Below are 15,911 nucleotides of genomic sequence, written 5' to 3' on the forward strand. Positions count from 1 at the left end.
TCGCCGAACCCGCTTCTCGTCGAACCCGCCGGCGCCGAGCCCGCGGTGCGCGAACAGGGCTCCGTCGAAACGGACTTCGTCGAACCCGGCTGCCCACCCCGCCCCGTGCGTTCTGCCCGTGCGCTCTGCCTCGCGCGAACAAAAGTAACCATCTGTCCGCTTTCGATGACGCTTCGTGAAAATCGTGGCAGCATCGGAGCAGGCGGAAATACTGCATTCCGTCGCGCGGGACGCAGGGGGCTGCACCATGTTCTTCGTCGTGGGCATCCGGACCATTCGATCGGCGATCGGGGACGGCGAATTCCACTGTCCGGCGTGCGGTGGTGACCGACGCTTTCGCAAGGGCGGCGGTCGGCGCCGGCTCGTGGTGTTCGGCGTCGCGCTGATCCCGCTCGGGCGGGCCGGCTCCGGCATCGAGTGCGCGGTGTGCTGCACGCGGCACGACGTCTCGGTGCTGGAGACGCCGACCGCGCGTGCACTGACGCTGCTGCTGCGCGAGGCGGTGCGTGCCCTCGTGGTGGCCGTCGTGGCGGCCGTGGACGACGAGCCGCACGCGGCGGAGGCGGTGCGCGCGGCGGCGGTGGAGACGGTCCGGGCCGCGGGCATGCCGAGCTATGACGCGTGCACGCTCGCCGCCGACGTCGGGGCGCACATGGCGCAGGACACCGCATGGGCGCTCGCCGAGATCGCGCCGCACCTCGCGGTCGCCGGGCGCGAACACCTGGTCGGCGTCGCGGCCCGGGTCGCACTGGCCGGCGGGGCGTACGACCCGGCGCACCGGGTGATCCTCTACCACGCGGGCGACCGACTCGGGCTCGGCCGGGCCCGCGTCGATCACGTGCTCGCAGGCCCCTGAGCCGTCCGCCGCCGGCCGCGAGCCGTGAGCACGGACCCGGCGGGTCGGCCGAGCGCGGCACAATGGGAGCATGAGCCTCCTCCGTGACGAGGGTGTCGTCCTGCGCGCCCAGAAGTTGGGTGAGGCCGATCGCATCATCACCCTCCTGACCCGCGACCACGGGATCGTGCGCGCCGTCGCACGCGGGGTGCGCAAGACGAAGTCGAAGTTCGGCGCCCGGGTCGAGCCGTTCGCGCACGTCGACATCCAGCTCTTCACCCGGGGCAGCGACTTCCCGGGCCGCGGTCTGCCGATCATCACGCAGGCGGAGACTCTGGGCGCGTACGGCGGTCGGCTCGCGCTGGACTACGCCGCGTACACCTCCGGGACGGCGATCCTGGAGACCGCCGAGCGGCTCACCGACCACGAGCGCGGCCAACCGGCACTCCAGCAGTACCTCCTGCTGATCGGCGCCCTGCGCACCCTTGCGATGGGCGCCCACGAGCCCGGCCTGGTACTGGACGCGTTCCTGCTCCGCTCGCTGGCAGTGGCGGGATACGCGCCCAGTTTCGTCGACTGCGCGCGCTGCGGACTGGACGGACCGAACCGGTTCTTCTCCGTCCAGGGTGGTGGGACGGTGTGCGGCGACTGCCGGCCGGCCGGATCCGTCGTACCCTCACCCGAGACCCTTTCCCTGCTCGGTGCGCTGTTGACCGGCGACTGGGGCCGAGCCGACGCGAGCGAGCCGCGGCACCGGCGCGAGGGCAGCGGCCTGGTGGCCGCGTATCTGCAATGGCACCTGGAGCGGGGTATCCGCTCGTTGAGATTGGTGGAGAGATCGTGAGTCAGTCGCGTGGCCGCTTCGGCCTGTTCCCCCGCCGTCGGCGGGCCGAGTCGGCGCCCGCCCGGGCCGCTCGCGAGCAGCGGCAGTACCGCGACCCGAAGCCGCACGCCGAGGGCGCACTGCCACCGGAGATCCCGGCCGACCTGGTGCCCCGGCACGTGGCGCTGGTGATGGACGGCAACGGTCGCTGGGCCAAGGAGCGCGGTCTGGCCCGCACCGACGGGCACACCGCGGGCGAGGCGTCGTTGTTCGACGTGGTCGAGGGCGCGGCGCAGATCGGCGTCAAGTACGTCTCCGCGTACGCCTTCTCCACCGAGAACTGGAAGCGTTCGCCCGAGGAGGTGCGCTTCCTGATGGGCTTCAACATCGACACGATCCACCGGCGGATCGACGAGATGGACGAACTCGGCGTACGGATCCGCTGGTGCGGTCGGCGGCCCCGGTTGTGGGCGAGCGTGATCAGGGAGCTGGAGATCGCCGAGGAGCGGACCAAGGACAACACCAACCTCACCCTGGCGATGTGCATCAACTACGGCGGCCGGGCCGAGATCGCGGACGCCGCGGCGTTGATCGCGGCGGACGTCAAGGCGGGCCGGCTGGACCCGAAGAAGGTCGACGAGAAGTTGTTCGCCAAGTATCTGGACGAGCCGGACATGCCCGATGTGGATCTGTTCATCCGGTCCTCCGGTGAGCAGCGCACGTCCAACTTCCTGCTGTGGCAGTCCGCGTACGCCGAGATGGTCTTCCTCGACGTGTTGTGGCCGGACTTCGACCGGCGGCACATGTGGCAGGCGTGCCAGACGTACGCCTCGCGCGATCGTCGCTACGGCGGCGCCCTGCCGAACGCGGTCGCGGAGCCGGAGTCGGAGCCGGTGCCGTCGGGTTCGCCGGCCGCGTCTGGGGCCTGATCGGCCCCCGACGGGGTCGGCCGGCACCTGAGTCGCTCGCCCGAGTGGGCGACGGTCGATGGGTGAAAGGTTTGTAAAGCGGGGTGTGCGCCCGGCGGCAGCCTCACGATCAATGCGAACATGACCATCATGTTCGAAAAGAGCGCGCCGCCGCGCCCCGCTGCCGCCGCGCGGACGGCGCCACCGCCACCGCGCAGCGCCGAGTCGTCCGCGACCGCCGGGCCCGTTTCGCACGGTCGCCCACCCGCCGAGCGATGGCGACCGGGCCAACTCGAATTCTTCGTCCTCGCCCTGGTCGGACTGCTGTTCGCGCAGCCGTGGATCGTGGATCGGCTCGGCACGCCCGCGGTGCAGACCTGGGCCACCGTGTTCGTCGCGATCTCCGTGCAGGCGCTGCCGTTCCTGGTGCTCGGCACGCTGCTGTCCGCGGCGATCACCGCGTTCGTGCCGCCGTCGGTGTTCACCAAGGTGCTGCCCCGGCGGCAGTCCCTGGCGGTGCCGGTCGCGGGCGCTGCCGGGGCGATCCTGCCCGGCTGCGAGTGCGCGTCCGTGCCGGTGGCCAGTGGGTTGATGGCGCGCGGGGTCGCGCCCGCCGCGGCGCTCGCGTTCCTGCTGTCCTCGCCCGCGATCAACCCGATCGTGCTGACCGCGACCGCGGTGGCCTTTCCCAAGCAGCCCGAGATGGTGCTCGCCCGCTTCGTCGCCTCGCTCGGCACGGCGGTGCTGATGGGCTGGTTGTGGGCACGCTTCGGCCGGCCCGAGTGGATCAAGGCGATGCGCCGCCCGCACGATCACGGCGGCAGCGGCAAGTGGGAGAACTTCCGGCTCGCGCTCCAGCACGACTTCCTGCACGCGGGCGGCTTCCTGGTGATCGGCGCGCTCACCGCCGCGACGCTGAACGTGACGGTGCCCAAGCACGTGATCGACGCGGTCTCCGGGTCGCCGTGGTTCGCGGTGCTCGCGCTGGCCTTCCTGGCGGTGGTGCTGGCGGTCTGCTCCGAGGCGGACGCGTTCGTGGCGGCGAGTCTGATCGGGTTCTCGCCGACGGCGAAACTGGCCTTCATGGTGGTCGGCCCGATGGTGGACGTGAAGCTGATCGCGCTCCAGTCGGGCACCTTCGGGCGCGGCTTCGCGGCCCGGTTCTCCTCGGCCACGTTCGTGGTCGCGATCGTGGCAAGTTACGGCGTCGGATGGTGGTTGTTGTGAGGCGGGACGTCCAGGCGGTGCTGTTGATCCTGATCGGCGGCGCGCTGCTGCGGATCTCGCTGACCGACATGTACCTGCGCTACGTCAAGGACGGGCTGCGTCCCGCGCTGCTCGCGGCGGGCGCGATCCTGCTCGTGGTCGGCCTGATCTCGGTGGTGCGGGACGGGATCCAGCGGCAGGCACGGGAACCGGCCACCGAGCACGCGGTCGCCCATGCCGACGGGCAGCCCGTGGAGCCGGCGGGCGAGGACGGTCACGGGCACGACCACTCGGCCGGCCCGCGTGCGGCCTGGCTGCTGTGTCTGCCGGTGCTCGCGCTGTTCCTGATCGCGCCGCCCGCACTCGGTTCGTACACCGCCTCGCGCTCGGACAACGTGGTGGCCAAGCCGGCCGCCGCCTCGAACGACGCGGGCTTCCCCGCGCTGCCGCCGGGGGATCCGCTGCCGATGACCCTGGCCGACTTCCTGATCCGCTCGGTCTGGGACACCACCGCGCCGCTCAAGGACCGCAACGTCCAGCTCACCGGCTTCGTCACACCCGGCAAGACGGCCGGCACGTGGTACATCACCCGGATGGTGATCAGCTGCTGTGCCGCCGACGCCTTCGCCCGCAAGATCGAGGTGCACGGCATCGCGGCGCCGCCGACCGACTCGTGGGTGACGGTCACCGGCCGCTGGCTGCCCAACGGCCAGACCCAGGCGGACGACGCGATGCCGGCCCTGACCGCGACCAGGGTCGATCCCATCCCGACGCCGCGCGAGCCGTACGAATAGGCACGTCGTGACGATGTCACGGTCTCGTCACCGCCGCGTTCGCGTCCTGCGAGCGCGGCGGCGGCGCGACACCCCTTCTCCTACCGTGAGTTCGCGGACGGATCGCCTGGGGAGGACGATCCGCCGGTCGATCGGGGGGAATCAGCATGGGGTGGGGAATGCGTCGTGCCGTCGTTGCGGCGGCCGTCGTGGGCGTACTCGGGTCGGGCGTGACCGGGTGTCAAAAGGACAAGGGCACGGACACCGACCGGCAGCAGGGCACGAGCACCGAGGCGCCGAAGACCTCGGGCCAGGACGGCAAGGCCGGTGACGGCGACCTGGAGGTCAAGGGCGTGTTCCTGACCGTCACGCCCGGCACGTTGGCCGGCGTCCGGTGCAAGACCGCGTTCATGGAGACCTTCATCGGCACGATCACCTTCGCCGACGGACACCGGGGCGGGCGGATCACGGTCAGCTACGGCGGGTCCTCCGGCAGCATGAAGCAGGAGGAGATCGACGTGCCCGCGGGCAAGAAGTCGATCACCAAGACGTTCGCCTACTCGGAGTTCCTCTACGGCGGTTCGATCGCGGCCGGGCAGCTCAACGTGCTGAAGCCGAATCGGGTCGGCTCGGCCACGGTGCGGCCCACCGGCACGTGCACCGAGGGCGGGACGTGGGGCGGCAGCACGACCGGCACGACCGGCGGGGGCGGCTGGTAGTCGGGCCCGGCCTCAGGCCGGGTTCGCGCACTGCGCGCAGGTGCCGAAGATTTCCAACTCGTGCGAGACATCGCCGAAACCGTGCTCGGCGGCGATCCGGTTCGCCCACCGCTCGACCGCCGGGCCCTCGACCTCGACGGTGCGACCGCAGGAGCGGCAGACGAGGTGGTGGTGGTGCCCACGGCTGCACCGACGGTAGACCGACTCGCCGTCCTGGGTGCGCAGCACGTCCACCTCGTCGGCGTCCGCCAGGGCCTGGAGCGTGCGGTAGACGGTGGTCAGCCCGACCGCCTCGCCGCGCTGCTTGAGCAGGTCGTGCAGGTCCTGGGCGCTGCGGAAGTCCTCGATCTCGTCGAGGAGCGCCGAAACGGCGGCACGCTGCCGGGTGGACCGACCCCGAACCGGGCTCGCGCCGTGGGCGGTGGTCACCTGGGTGCCTCCTCGATCGCTACGAGCCGGACGGCGCGCTGTCCTCGCGCCGGCGCGGTGTGTCCATGTCTAGGTCGCCATTGTGCCGGCGCCGGGCACCTCCGCGTCCACATGTACGTCGTCGACCCGAGCCGGACCCGCCTCGGCCGCGGCGGCCTCCGCGCGCCGGGCCCGGCGCCGGTTCAGCGGCGTGGCGAGCACGCCCACCAGGACGAACAACGCGATGGCGAGCAGCACGATGGTGGCCCCGGGCGGCGCGTCGACGTAGTACGTCAGGGCCGTGCCGGAGACCGAGACCAGTACGCCGACCACGATCGCGAGCGCGGCGGTCATCGCGAACGTGCGCGAGACCTGCTGGGCGACCGCGACCGGGACCACCATCAGCGCGCTCACCAGGAGCAACCCGACCACCCGCATGGCCACCGTCACGGTGACCGCGGCGGTGACCGCGAGCAGCAGGTTCAGCGCGCGCACCGGCAGGCCGGTCACCCGGGCGAACTCCTCGTCCTGGCACACCGTGAACAGTGCCCGGCGCAGCCCGAGGGTGACCGCGAGCACCGCGACGGCCAGGATCGTGATGATCCGGATGTCCTGTGGCGAGACCGAGGTCAGCGAACCGAACAGGTACGACTGGAGATTGGCGTTGGAGCCATCCGGGGCCAGGTTGATCAGCATCACGCCGCCCGCGATGCCGCCGTAGAAGAGCACGGACAGCGCGACGTCGCCGCTGACCTTGTTGCGCTCGCGGATCAGCTCGATCAGCACCGCGCCCACGGACGCGGTGAGCACCGCGGTCCAGACGGGGGAGGTGCTGAGCAGGAAGCCCAGGCCCACGCCGGTCAGCGCGACGTGTCCGATGCCGTCGCCCATGAACGCCTGCCGGCGCTGGACCAGGTAGACGCCGACGGCGGGCGCGGCCATGCCCACGAGCAGGGCGGCGAGCAGCGCGCGCTGCATGAAGGGGAAGTCCAGGATCGTCACGAGAGCAGTCCCATCCCGGCGCGGTGCGCGGTGTGATCGTCGTGCGGGTGCACGTGGTCGTGGCCCGGCAGCGCATGTTGGCCGACCGCCCGCGGCGGCGGGCCGTCGTGACACACGCAGCCCTCGCGCAGGACCACCGCGCGGTCGATCAGCGGCTCCAGCGGGCCGAGTTCGTGCAGGACGAGCAGGACCGCCCGGCCCTGCTCCTGCTGCGTGCGCAGGGTGCCCGCGAGCACCTCCTGACTGCGCAGGTCCACGCCCGCCATCGGCTCGTCCATGATCAGCAGGTCGGGGCGGCGGGCCAGGGCGCGGGCGATCAGCACCCGCTGCTGCTGGCCGCCGGACAGGTGGGCGATGCCGTCACGGGCCCGGTCGAGCATGCCGACCGCGGCCAGCGCCTCGTCCACGGCGGCCCGGCCGCGCCGACCCGGGCCCAGCACGCGGCGGCCGTCGAGCAGGCCCGAGGTGACCACTTCGCGCACACTGGCCGGCACGCCGGCCGCGGCGGTGGTGCGCTGCGGCACGTAGCCGATCCGGGACCAGTCGCGGAATCGGGCGAACGGCGTGTCGAACAGTTCGATCGTGCCGCCGGTCAACGGGACCAGCCCGACCAGGGTGCGCACCAGCGTGGACTTGCCCGAGCCGTTGGCACCGAGCAGGGCGACCACCTCGCCGGGGTGCACGCTCAGGTCCACTCCGCGCAGTACCGGCCGGCCGCCCAGGGACGCGGTGCCGCCGGTCAGCCGGGCGACCGGCGCCTGAAGTCGTGTCATGAGCAGCCGAGTCCCTTCCGCAGCGCGTCCAGGTTGGCGCGCATCACCGAGAGGTAATCGTTCTCGGCCTCGTTCTTTATGCCCTCCAGCGGATCCAGCACGGCGGTCTGCACGTTCAGGTCCTGGGCGAGCGTCCTGGCGGTCTTGGGTTCGGCCAGCGTCTCGAAGAAGATCGTGGTCACCCCGCGCTCGTGGGCCAGCTTCTGGATGTCCGCCCGGCGGGCGGGGGAGGGCTCGGATTCCGGGTTGACGCCGTTCACCGCGATCTGGTTCAGGTGGTAACGCTCCGCGAGATAGCCGAAGGCCGCGTGGGCGGTCACGAAGTCCCGGCGGGCGCACGTGGTCAGGCCGGCGGTGAATTCGCCGTCGAGCGTGTTCAGGCGTGCGGTCAGGTCGGCGGCGCGGGCGCGGTAGTCCTGCGCGTTGGCCGGGTCCGCGGCGGCGAGCGATTCGCCCACGCCGCCGGCGATCGCGGCGAGCCGGGTCGGGTCCAGCCACACGTGCGGGTCGCCGTGCTCGGCGTCCGCGTGGTCGTGGCCCTCGTGCCCGCCTTCCTCGGTGCCGTGTACCTCGGTGCCGTGCTCCTCCAGCGGCGCGAGCGTGCTCGCCTCCACCGTGTGCTTGGGCCTGTTCTGCGAGATCGCCTTGTCCACCGCGGGCTGCAGGCCCTTGAGGTAGACGACCAGATCGGCCTGCGAGACCGCGCCGACCTGCCTGGGGGTCAACTCCAGATCGTGCGGCTCGGCGCCGGCCTTGGTCAGGTTCGTCACCTTCACGTGCGGCCCGCCGACCTGCTGGGCAACGAATTTCATCGGGTAGAAGGCCGCGATCACCCGCAGCTTCGCACCCGCCCCGGTATCCGCCTTCGCGTCGTCGGTGCCCGCGCATCCGGAGAGCAGCAGGGCGGATGCGGCGGCGGCCGCGAGCAGGGCAGCCGGAGCGGTGCGGCGTATCTTCATGACAATGATTCTCAACTAGAATGACAATCGTTGTCAATAATAGCGGGTTGGGCCAACCGTGGCACAGTCGGGTGCGGGCATAAGGATTTACCGGGGCGACCGGCGCGCCGGTAGCCTGTGCCGACACTGTCACTGCCCGCATCGTCGCACCGAAGAGAGCATTGTGGCCGCCGACAAGATCGACACCATCGTCAGCCTGAGCAAGCGCCGAGGCTTCGTTTACCCCTGTAGTGAGATCTACGGCGGCCAGAAGGCCGCCTGGGACTACGGTCCCCTCGGCGTGGAGCTCAAGGAGAACATCAAGCGCCAGTGGTGGCGCACGATGGTCACCTCGCGTGACGACATCGTCGGTCTGGACTCCTCGGTCATCCTCGCCCGCGAGGTGTGGGAGGCGTCCGGTCACGTCGAGGCGTTCGTCGACCCGCTGACCGAGTGCACCTCGTGCCACAAGCGCTACCGCGCCGACCACCTCGAAGAGGCCTACGAGGCCAAGCGCGGCCGGCTGCCGGAGAACGGCCTCGCCGACATCACGTGTCCCAACTGCGGGAACAAGGGCACCTTCACCGAGCCCAAGATGTTCAACGGGCTGCTCCAGACCTTCCTGGGCCCCACCCAGGACGAGTCCGGCCGCGCGTACCTGCGCCCGGAGACCGCCCAGGGCATCTTCGTCAACTACAAGGCCGTCGAGCAGACCTCGCGCAAGAAGCCGCCGTTCGGCATCGCCCAGACCGGCAAGAGCTTCCGCAACGAGATCACCCCCGGAAACTTCATCTTCCGCACGCGCGAGTTCGAGCAGATGGAGATGGAGTTCTTCGTCAAGCCGGGTGAGGACGAGACCTGGCAGGAATACTGGATGCAGCAGCGCTGGGACTGGTACGTCGGTCTCGGCCTCAGCCCCGACAACATGCGCTTCTTCGAGCACCCGAAGGAGAAGTTGTCGCACTACTCCAAGCGCACGGTCGACATCGAGTACCGCTTCAACTTCGGCGGCACCGAGTTCTCCGAGCTGGAGGGCATCGCCAACCGCACGGACTACGACCTGCGCACCCACTCGGAGAAGTCCGGCACCGACCTGTCGTACTTCGACCAGGACGCCGGTGAGCGCTGGTTCCCGTACGTCATCGAGCCCGCCGCCGGCCTGAACCGGGCGATGCTCGCGTTCCTGCTCGACGCGTACTTCGAGGACGAGGCGCCCAACGCCAAGGGCAAGCTGGAAAAGCGCACCGTGCTGCGCCTTGACCCGCGCCTGGCGCCGGTCAAGGCCGCCATCCTGCCGCTGTCGCGCAACACCGACCTGTCGCCCAAGGCCCGCGGGCTGGCCGCGGACCTGCGGCAGTACTGGAACTGCGACTTCGACGACGCCGGCGCGATCGGTCGCCGCTACCGTCGCCAGGACGAGATCGGCACGCCGTTCTGCATCACCGTCGACTTCGACACGCTGGAGGACGACGCGGTGACCGTGCGCTCGCGCGACACCATGCAGCAGGAGCGGGTCTCGCTCGACCAGGTCGTGGGCTATCTCGCGGCCCGGCTGCCGGGCTGCTGACCCGGGGCCGGCCGTAGGCCGGATACCCAACCGTGAGGGGCGCCGTCGTGGACGGCGCCCCTCACGTGCGTCGCGAACCTCTCGCGGCCGGCCTTCAGCCCGTCTTGAAGATGCCCGCCACGATGCGATCGGTCATCCGGTAGCTCAGGTCGCCGAAGACGGTGCTCGCGGCCTTGGACACCTCCTCGCCCTGGCCCTTGAGCGGTGCGCCGTCGGCCCGGCCGATGTCGATCACCAGCACGTAGTGCCCGGTCGTGGTGGAGACCGCGATGTGCTCGGAGCCGTCCTTGAAGGTGATCCCGCTCGACGCGGGCGGCTTGAGCCACGCGGTCGGCGACGTCGCGAACGGAATCGGATCCAGCGCCTTGCGCAGCGCCTGCGCCTTGGGCTTGTCCGGCACCGAGATCACCGACAGCGTCGCCACGAACTTGCCGGCGGAGTCCTTGTACGAGCCGCGCAGCACGCCCACGCAGCCGTTCTGGGCGAGCGCCGAACCGGTCGCGGTGGCCGCCTTCGAGCAGTCCGAGGCCGCGCTGCCGTCGGCGGCCAACTGCCGGTACTTGGCGCCGCTGCGCCCGTCGAACTCGGCGCTGTCCGTGAAGAAGTAGTCCGTGGTGAAGGCCAGTTTGTCGGTGGAGACCGCGTCGATGTCGCTCGTGTTCGGCGGCGGCGCGGACTGGAACCCCTTGGGCTCGTCGTCGGGTGCGAGGTTCGAGCCCTGCGGTGCGGGCAGCGAGCCGCCGTTGTCGGCCGGCTTCGGCGGGTTCTGCGAGGAGTCGGCGGCCGGCTTCCTGTCGTCGCCGTCGTCGCGGGACACGAAGAAGAACGCCCCGCCGCCGATCACCGCGAGCGCGACCACCGCGGCCGCGGGCACCAGCCACTTCGGCCGTCGCGGCGGCGCGGGCGGCGGCCCGCCATACCCCTGGCCGTACTGCTGCTGCGGGTACGGCTGACCGTACGGCTGCTGCTGTCCGTAGGCCGGTTGCCCGTAGGGCTGCTGCTGCCCATGGGGCTGCGGACCGTTGTTCGGCTGTCCGTACGGCTGTTGCCCGTGGCCGTAGCCGGGCCCGTTCGGGGGCTGCGGGGGCGGGAAGGCACTCATGGTGCGGAGGTTAGTTCATCGGGCAGATCCGGCAGGGCCCGAGCCGCCGGCCCCATCGGTCGAGGCGGCCAACCGCGCACGGGCCTCCATCAACGCGAAGCCCAGCAGATTCGACCCGCGCCAGAGTTCGGGGTCGCCCGCCCGCTCGTCGTCCGCGGCCAGTCCGATGCCCCAGATCCGGTCCAGCGGACTGGCCTCGACCAGCACCCGCTGCCCGGTGCCCAGCAGGAACGCGCCCATCGCCGGGTGTTGCCCGAACTTGGCCACGTTGCCGCGCACGATCAGCTCGAACCGCTCGTCCACCCAACGCCGTTCGTCGAAGCCGCGCACCTGCCGACCGATCGTCTTGGCGGTCTTGGGGTGAGCCGCGGCCACCACCCGCCGCTCCGCGTCCTCGTCGCCGAACATCCGCGCCTTGCCCGCCATCATCCAGTGCTCGGCCGTGCGATAGGTCACTCCGTCCACCGTGAACGGCGACGGATACCACTGACTCAGGCAGCTCGCATCGACGCCCTCGCGCGGCTCCCGATGGCCCCAGAAGAAGACGTACTTCACCCGAGGCTCTCGCCGGGCCCGCAGGATGAGCGACGCGACGTCGCGGGGCTCGGCGGCGAACCGGCCACCCGGCCCGTCGGTCGTCGTCCGCGAACCCGGCGAATCCGGCGAATCCGGCGAATCCGGGGAATCCGGGGAATCCGAGGTGTCCGGGGAATCCATGCTCATGCCGGCGATGGTGCCAGGACCGGCCGACTCCCGGCATCCGCTTATTCCCGGGATATTGCCGGGAGTATTCCCCGAGGGCGCTTTCGCCGGTGGGGGACAATGGATCGGTTCCCTCCCCCCGCACCCTCCTGGAGCACCGTCCATGGCATCCGCCGACGCACCCACCCCCGACGCGACCGGCAGCCCGTGGGCGCCGCTGCGCCTGGGCGCCGCGGGCGGCGCGCAGATCTGGCCACCGGTGGTGCTGGCCCCGATGGCCGGTATCACCAACGCGCCGTTCCGCACGTTGTGCCAGGAACAGGCCGAGGCGGCCACCACCGCACGACCCGCCGGGCTGTACGTCAGCGAGATGATCACCACCCGCGCGCTGGTGGAGCGGGACGCCAAGACGTTGCGCCTGATCCGCTTCGCCGAGACCGAGCGCCCGCGCAGCATCCAGCTCTACGGCGTGGACCCGGACATCGTCGGCCGCGCCGTGGCGATGATCGTGGACGAGGACCTGGCCGACCACATCGACCTCAACTTCGGCTGCCCGGTGCCCAAGGTCACCCGCAAGGGCGGCGGCTCGGCACTGCCCTACAAGCGCAACCTGCTGCGCGACATCCTGCGTTCGGCGGTCAAGAACGCCCGCGGCGTGCCGGTCACCATCAAGATGCGCAAGGGCATCGACGACGACCACCTGACCTACCTCGACGCGGGCCGGATCGCCGTGGACGAGGGCATCACATGGGTCGCCCTGCACGGCCGCACCGCCGAGCAGCACTACGGGGGCACCGCCGACTGGTCGGCGATCGCCCGGCTCAAGGAGGTCGTCACCGACATCCCGGTGCTGGGCAACGGCGACATCTGGGACGCCGAGGACGCGTTGCGGATGATGCGCGAGACCGGTTGCGACGGCGTCGTGGTCGGCCGCGGCTGCCTGGGTCGCCCGTGGTTGTTCCGCGACCTGGTGTCCGCGTTCGAGGGCAGCACCGACCGGGCCCGCCCGACGCTGGGCGAGGCGACCGCGATCATGCGCCGGCACGCCGTGCTGCTCGCCGAGTGGATCGGCGACGAGGCACACGGCGTGACCGACCTGCGCAAGCACGTGGCGTGGTACATGAAGGGCTTCGCGGTCGGCGGCACCATCCGACGCGGCCTGGCCACCGCGAGCAGCCTGGCCGAACTCGACGACTGGTTCGGGAAACTCGACCTGGACCAGCCCTGGCCGATCGGCGCCGACGGCCCGCGCGGTCGCACCGCGGGCGGCAAGCGGGTCGTCCTGCCCGAGGGCTGGCTCGACGACCCCGAGTGCGCGCTGCCCCCGGTCGATGCGGAACTGGACCACTCGGGCGGCTGATCCCGACCGGGCCGGCGGTCGATCCGGACCGGTCGGCGGCCGGCGATGCGCGGCCGGCGGCGAATTTCACAAGCGCCCCGATGCCACCCACAGTGACGTCGTACAGTGAGTGGATGCCCAAGATTCGAGCGTCCTCCGTCGCCGAACACCGCGCGATGCAGCACGCCGCGCTGCTCGACGCCGCGCGGAGCCTGCTCGACGAGGGCGGTTTCGCCGCGCTGACCTTCCCCGCGCTCGCCGAACGCACCGGCCTGGCCCGCTCCTCGCTCTACGAGTACTTCGCCTCGCGCGCGGCCGTGGTCGAGGAACTGTGTGCGGTGGACCTGCCCGCGTGGGTGGCCGAGGTCGAGGACGCGATGGGCGCGACCGAGGACCCGGCGCAGAAGATCGCGGCCTACGTGGCCCGCCAGTTGGAACTGGTCGGTGATCGCCGTCATCGTGTGGTGGTCGCGATCTCCACCGGCGAACTGGACGCGAACGCCCGCGAACGCATCCGGGCCGCCCACGGGCGCATCGTCGAACTGGTGGTGGACGCACTGGCCGCGCTGGGCCACCGGGACCCGATGCTGGTGGCGACCCTGGTCCAGGGCATGGTCGACGCGGCGGTCCGCCGAATCGAGTGCGGCGCCGACCCCGCCGAGGTCGAGGCGGCCACGCTGGCCCTCGTACTCGGCGGCGTAGCCCGGGTCGGATAGCCGGCGTCGTTCGGATACAACCGCACCCGCACGCGTCGCAACAACGTGAGCGGATCCCGATAACCGGGCACCAGCAACCCCCAGTGCAGGCACGGCTCGCCCAGATGGAACGGCCCGGGGGCCAGTTCCCCGAGCGGCTCACCCGCCGCGACCGCCCGCCCGGCCGACACCGACGCGAGCACCGGCTCGTAGGTCGTGCGCACGGCGCCGTGCCGCACGCTGACCACACCTCGTCCGGCCACCGAACCGGCGAACACCACCACCCCCGCGCCCGCCGCCAGCACCGGCTGTCCCACCCGGGCCGCGAGATCCACACCGCGATGCCCCGGTGACCATGCCGTCTGTGGTGGCTCGAAGCCGCGCAGCACCATCGGGCGCGGATCCAGCGGCCACACCCACCGCCGCGGCGACGCGGCGGGGCGCACCGCGGCGGGCGCGGCCGGCGGCCCGGCGGTCGACAACGCGGCCGTGAGCAACAACAGAACCGGCACGATCGGCCTTCGACCCCGCTTCGATACGTTCATGTACTCAGGTTGACCACCCGCGGGCGCCGGGCCGCCCGGCACGAACTCGCCTGTGGACACGACCCCCGGTTGTGGATACCGGTATGGATAAATGGCCATCTATCGCGTGTGGACGACTTTTTCCACGCCAAGAGCCAAAAAATGCCGGCCGGAAGGCGAGTCGCTCGGCCGCGCGCGGTTCCCGTACACTTCCCGGAGCGGCCCGGCTTTCCGGGTCGACTTCGCGCGCCCACCTTCGAGCCGCCGACGTCCCGCATGGCGAGACGCCAGAGAGCGGGACTCGATGGGGACACCTCTCGGTCCGGGAATCCGCAAGGACCTCGGCGTGGTGTCGCGGGCGTCAGGCGTGGCGGCGACCCGTCGCCACGGCACAACCGAGAGTCCCGGGCACGATCGCCGGGACGAGAGCCCAAGGAGCGTACGGCCATGGCCGTCGTCACGATGCGGGAGCTGCTGGAAAGCGGCGTCCACTTCGGTCACCAGACCCGCCGCTGGAACCCGAAGATGAAGCGCTTCATCTTCACGGAGCGCAACGGCATCTACATCATCGACCTGCTCCAGTCGCTGTCGTACATCGACCGCGCCTACGAGTTCGTCAAGGAGACCGTCGCCCACGGTGGCACGATCCTCTTCGTCGGCACCAAGAAGCAGGCGCAGGAAGCGATCGCCGAGCAGGCGACGCGCGTGGGCATGCCCTACGTCAACCAGCGCTGGCTCGGCGGCATGCTGACCAACTTCTCGACGGTCTACAAGCGCCTCCAGCGCCTGAAGGAGCTCGAGCAGCTCGACTTCGACGACGTGGCCGGCTCGGGCATGACGAAGAAGGAACTGCTCGTCCTCAAGCGCGAGAAGGACAAGCTGGCGAAGACCCTCGGCGGCATCCGCGACATGCAGCGCGTGCCTTCGGCCGTGTGGATCGTGGACACCAAGAAGGAGCACATCGGCGTCGGCGAGGCCCGGAAGCTGCACATCCCGGTCGTCGCGATCCTCGACACCAACTGTGACCCCGACGAGGTCGACTACAAGATCCCGGGCAACGACGACGCGATCCGCTCGGTCACGCTGCTCACCCGCGTGATCGCCGACGCGGTCGCCGACGGTCTCATGTCGCGTGCCGGTGGCGCCGCCGCCGACACCAAGGCCACCGTCGGCGAGCCCCTCGCCGACTGGGAGCGCGAGCTGCTCGAGGCCGGCAAGAAGGACGAGGCCGCTTCGGCCGAGGCCGCCCCCGCCGCCGAAGAGGTCGTCGAGTCCGGCCCGGTCACCGAGGCCGATGTCGAGGCCGAGGCCACCGAGTCCGCTCCGGCGGCCGAGGTCGCCGCCGAGGCGCCGGCCACCGACGCGCCGGCCACCGAGGCCGACCCGCAGGTCTGACCCTGGATCGAGGGGTACGACGGCCCAGCCGGCGTACCCCTCGCCCTGTGCCGGGACCCGATCACGGTGCGTACGTACTGCGTACGTCCCCGTATGTGTCGGAATACCGCACAGCCCCTTGACCTTCATCGGGTGGGACGACAGCCTCACCCGCAGTCGCTCGGCGCAACCGGGCCGCTGACCCGAGAGACGAGAGAATCAG

At 71.0% G+C, this 15,911-nt stretch carries 16 protein-coding genes and 1 pseudogene; 10 read left to right on the forward strand and 7 right to left on the reverse strand.

Going from position 1 to position 15,911, the window contains the following annotated elements:
• Window positions 1–247 precede the first annotated feature (247 nt).
• The 6 genes from ACZOOI_RS20445 to ACZOOI_RS20470 all read left to right on the forward strand — a co-directional run bounded on the left by ACZOOI_RS20445 (window position 248) and on the right by ACZOOI_RS20470 (window position 5,264).
• Window positions 248–856 (forward strand): TerB family tellurite resistance protein, encoded by a 609-nt coding sequence (locus ACZOOI_RS20445; protein ID WP_465277197.1) that lies wholly within the window; start codon window positions 248–250, stop codon window positions 854–856.
• Window positions 857–926: 70 nt separating this feature from the next.
• A complete protein-coding gene (gene recO, locus ACZOOI_RS20450; protein WP_465277198.1) occupies window positions 927–1,679 on the forward strand; it encodes a DNA repair protein RecO in 753 nt (250 codons plus the stop codon).
• Window positions 1,676–2,587 carry an isoprenyl transferase gene (locus tag ACZOOI_RS20455; protein ID WP_465277199.1) on the forward strand — a complete coding sequence of 304 codons (912 nt, stop codon included), beginning with the start codon at window positions 1,676–1,678 and terminating at the stop codon, window positions 2,585–2,587. The genes recO and ACZOOI_RS20455 overlap by 4 nt, the downstream gene beginning before the upstream one ends.
• Before the next feature lie 120 nt (window positions 2,588–2,707).
• Entirely contained in the window at window positions 2,708–3,793 is a 1,086-nt protein-coding gene (locus ACZOOI_RS20460; RefSeq protein ID WP_391582839.1) for a permease, read from the forward strand.
• Window positions 3,790–4,566, forward strand: a complete 777-nt coding sequence (locus tag ACZOOI_RS20465) for a TIGR03943 family putative permease subunit (protein ID WP_465277200.1) — start codon at window positions 3,790–3,792, stop codon at window positions 4,564–4,566. The genes ACZOOI_RS20460 and ACZOOI_RS20465 overlap by 4 nt, the downstream gene beginning before the upstream one ends.
• Window positions 4,567–4,724: 158 nt before the next feature.
• Window positions 4,725–5,264 carry a hypothetical protein gene (locus tag ACZOOI_RS20470; protein WP_465277201.1) on the forward strand — a complete coding sequence of 180 codons (540 nt, stop codon included), beginning with the start codon at window positions 4,725–4,727 and terminating at the stop codon, window positions 5,262–5,264.
• 12 nt (window positions 5,265–5,276) lie between these two features.
• Here the strand turns inward: ACZOOI_RS20470 and ACZOOI_RS20475 are convergent, their stop codons facing one another.
• The 4 genes from ACZOOI_RS20475 to ACZOOI_RS20490 form a co-directional block, all read right to left on the reverse strand.
• On the reverse strand, window positions 5,277–5,693 hold the full coding sequence (locus ACZOOI_RS20475; protein WP_391582836.1) for a Fur family transcriptional regulator: 417 nt from the start codon (window positions 5,691–5,693) through the stop codon (window positions 5,277–5,279).
• A 69-nt stretch (window positions 5,694–5,762) separates the two neighbouring features.
• Entirely contained in the window at window positions 5,763–6,674 is a 912-nt protein-coding gene (locus ACZOOI_RS20480) for a metal ABC transporter permease (RefSeq protein WP_465277202.1), read from the reverse strand.
• The gene (locus ACZOOI_RS20485) at window positions 6,671–7,447 is read right to left on the reverse strand and encodes a metal ABC transporter ATP-binding protein (RefSeq protein ID WP_391582834.1); all 777 of its coding nucleotides are present in this window, start codon (window positions 7,445–7,447) and stop codon (window positions 6,671–6,673) included. Before ACZOOI_RS20485 ends, ACZOOI_RS20480 begins: the two co-directional genes overlap by 4 nt.
• Window positions 7,444–8,406 carry a metal ABC transporter substrate-binding protein gene (locus ACZOOI_RS20490; protein WP_465277203.1) on the reverse strand — a complete coding sequence of 321 codons (963 nt, stop codon included), beginning with the start codon at window positions 8,404–8,406 and terminating at the stop codon, window positions 7,444–7,446. Before ACZOOI_RS20490 ends, ACZOOI_RS20485 begins: the two co-directional genes overlap by 4 nt.
• 163 nt (window positions 8,407–8,569) lie before the next feature.
• On the opposite strand from ACZOOI_RS20490, the gene ACZOOI_RS20495 reads away from it, so the two are divergent.
• Complete coding sequence (locus ACZOOI_RS20495) at window positions 8,570–9,952, forward strand: glycine--tRNA ligase (protein ID WP_391582832.1); 1,383 nt, start codon at window positions 8,570–8,572, stop codon at window positions 9,950–9,952.
• Window positions 9,953–10,046: 94 nt separating this feature from the next.
• On the opposite strand, the gene ACZOOI_RS20500 is transcribed toward ACZOOI_RS20495, so the two are convergent.
• Window positions 10,047–11,054: a hypothetical protein gene (locus tag ACZOOI_RS20500; protein WP_465277204.1), complete on the reverse strand. Its 1,008-nt coding sequence runs from the start codon at window positions 11,052–11,054 to the stop codon at window positions 10,047–10,049.
• A gap of 15 nt (window positions 11,055–11,069) precedes the next feature.
• Window positions 11,070–11,771 carry an NADAR family protein gene (locus tag ACZOOI_RS20505; protein WP_465281248.1) on the reverse strand — a complete coding sequence of 234 codons (702 nt, stop codon included), beginning with the start codon at window positions 11,769–11,771 and terminating at the stop codon, window positions 11,070–11,072.
• 148 nt (window positions 11,772–11,919) lie between these two features.
• On the opposite strand from ACZOOI_RS20505, the gene dusB reads away from it, so the two are divergent.
• Together dusB and ACZOOI_RS20515 are read left to right on the forward strand one after the other, a co-directional pair.
• Window positions 11,920–13,116: a tRNA dihydrouridine synthase DusB gene (gene dusB / locus ACZOOI_RS20510; RefSeq protein ID WP_465277205.1), complete on the forward strand. Its 1,197-nt coding sequence runs from the start codon at window positions 11,920–11,922 to the stop codon at window positions 13,114–13,116.
• Between the two features lie 113 nt (window positions 13,117–13,229).
• Window positions 13,230–13,811, forward strand: a complete 582-nt coding sequence (locus ACZOOI_RS20515; protein ID WP_465277206.1) for a TetR/AcrR family transcriptional regulator — start codon at window positions 13,230–13,232, stop codon at window positions 13,809–13,811.
• 86 nt (window positions 13,812–13,897) lie between these two features.
• Here the strand turns inward: ACZOOI_RS20515 and ACZOOI_RS20520 are convergent.
• Window positions 13,898–14,434, reverse strand: a pseudogene (locus tag ACZOOI_RS20520) (peptidoglycan DD-metalloendopeptidase family protein); the annotation flags it as partial.
• 327 nt (window positions 14,435–14,761) lie between these two features.
• Between ACZOOI_RS20520 and rpsB the strand changes: the two are divergent.
• Window positions 14,762–15,709 (forward strand): 30S ribosomal protein S2, encoded by a 948-nt coding sequence (rpsB, locus tag ACZOOI_RS20525; protein WP_465277207.1) that lies wholly within the window; start codon window positions 14,762–14,764, stop codon window positions 15,707–15,709.
• Window positions 15,710–15,911: the final 202 nt, after the last annotated feature.

This window comes from Embleya sp. L77 (genome assembly GCF_055557415.1).